At 70.1% G+C, this 1,137-nt stretch carries 1 protein-coding gene; it reads right to left on the bottom strand.

Annotated features, from left to right (window positions below):
• A partial coding sequence (locus FW784_RS14000; RefSeq protein ID WP_149353934.1) for a PAS domain-containing sensor histidine kinase occupies positions 1-1,137 on the bottom strand: 1,137 nt, incomplete at both ends.

Raw genomic sequence — 1,137 nt, 5'->3', positions numbered from 1 at the left:
GGCCCTCGCTGCGCGCCGCCACCTGCCCGCCGTGCATGGCCACGAGCGATCGCACCAGTGACAGCCCGATGCCCAGCCCGCCTTCGGCGCGGTCGGGCGAGCGCTCGGCCTGCACGAACAGTTCGAACGCGCGGTCGACCAGCTCGGGCGACATGCCGATGCCGGTGTCGACGACAGCCAGGTCGACGTGTCTATCGTCGCCCGCCACCGACAGCGTGATCGAGCCGCCGTCCGGCGTGTACTTGGCGGCGTTTACCAGCAGGTTGGCCACGACCTGCGTCAGCCGCTTGCGGTCGCCGCGCACGTGCAGCTCCGTCAGCGGCAGTTCGATGTGCAACGCGTGGTGGCGCGCTTCGATCAGCGTGCGTGCCTGCTCGACGGCGTCGTGCACCACCTCGCCGATGGCGAGGATCTCGCGATCCAGCGCGAACGTGCCGCGGGTGACGCGGGCGACGTCGAGCAGATCGTCGATGAGGCCCGTCATGTGTTCGGCCTGCCGCCCGATGATCTCGATGGCATGCATGCCTCGCGGGTCCGGATGCGGGAGCATCCCGAGGATCTGCGCCGCACTTCTGATAGGTGCCAGCGGGTTGCGCAGCTCGTGCGCCAGCATCGCCAGGAACTCGTCCTTGTGCCGCGACGTGGCGCGCAGCTCTTCCTCGGCGCGGTGGCGCTCGGTGATATCGCGCAGGATCGCGACCGCGCCGATCACGGCTTGTCCGTCGTCGCGCAACGCGCCGAAGTTCGCGTCGAGGTAGCGGGCGTCGTCGCCGCGCGCCACCTCCAGGCCGATCATGCAGAACGAGCCCGACAACGCGGCACCGAGCGCCGACTCGGCCGCATCGGTGTTGCGGAACAGCGACGCGAACGGAACGCGCCGTACCTGCTCGAAGTTCAGGCCGAACAGCAACTCCGCGCCGCGGTTCCATGAAGCCGGAAAGCCGTCCGGATCGAGCGACACGATGGCGTCGTGCGCATGGCGCAGCACGCTGGCGAGGTAGCGGTCGGATGCGACCAGCCGGCGGTATTCGCCGCCATCGGGCAGCGCTGCGGCGGGCATGCGCAGCTTCATCCGGTCGAGCGTCGTGCGCAGCCGGCCCTGCTGGGTCGCGATCGCGATCTCCGCGTGCACGCGCG

Source organism: Cognatilysobacter lacus (assembly GCF_008274655.1).
Lineage (GTDB): Bacteria > Pseudomonadota > Gammaproteobacteria > Xanthomonadales > Xanthomonadaceae > Cognatilysobacter > Cognatilysobacter lacus.
The sequence above is the reverse complement of the archived record's forward strand: the minus strand, read 5'-3'. Positions and strand labels throughout refer to the sequence as shown.